The 568-nt window shown below is 47.9% G+C and carries 1 pseudogene; it reads left to right on the plus strand.

Annotated elements, in window-relative coordinates:
* Positions 1-292: 292 nt before the first annotated feature.
* A pseudogene (locus OKC42_RS10950) lies at positions 293-399 on the plus strand (gamma carbonic anhydrase family protein); the annotation flags it as partial.
* Between the last annotated feature and the right edge of the window lie 169 nt (positions 400-568).

Here is a 568-nt window from a genome sequence, read left to right on the forward strand (position 1 = left end):
ACGCAACAGTGTGTTGCTGCGGGAGTGGAATTCTACTCAACCGCCTTCTCGAGTCAAGCCTTATTTTCAAAGGCTTTTCGAGGTTACCGACGAGGTTGTTTGCGTTGCCGCTTGCCCTGTCGATGGAGGCGCATTATAGGGAACAGATTCTTTCTGGCAACCCCTTATCTGCAATAAAATTGCAAAAAAGGGTACTTTTTTAGTTATTCATATCCAACCACAGCTTTTATACAAACTTATCCACAGAAACGGGTTCTGGATTGCTAGAATGGCCGAAAACAAGGAGGCCAAGATGGACTTGCGACTGAGACCCTATAAGGGATAACGCCCGCACTGGGCAAGCGGGTATATGTAGATCCCTGCGCAACACTGGTGGGAGATATCGAACTGGCCGACGACGTTCGAATGAAATGAGCAGACAATTCACCATTTCGCTAGGTTCAGGAACAACGCTTACCTCCTATATAGAAGAAGTCGAATAATGAGTTGAGGCAGTTGAGGCAGTTGAGGCAGTTGAGGCAGTTGAGGCAGTTGAGGCAGTTGAGGCAGTTGAGGCAGTTGAGGCAGT

The sequence above is a fragment of the Aeromonas sp. Y311-2 genome, assembly GCF_027706025.1.
Lineage (GTDB): Bacteria > Pseudomonadota > Gammaproteobacteria > Enterobacterales > Aeromonadaceae > Aeromonas > Aeromonas veronii.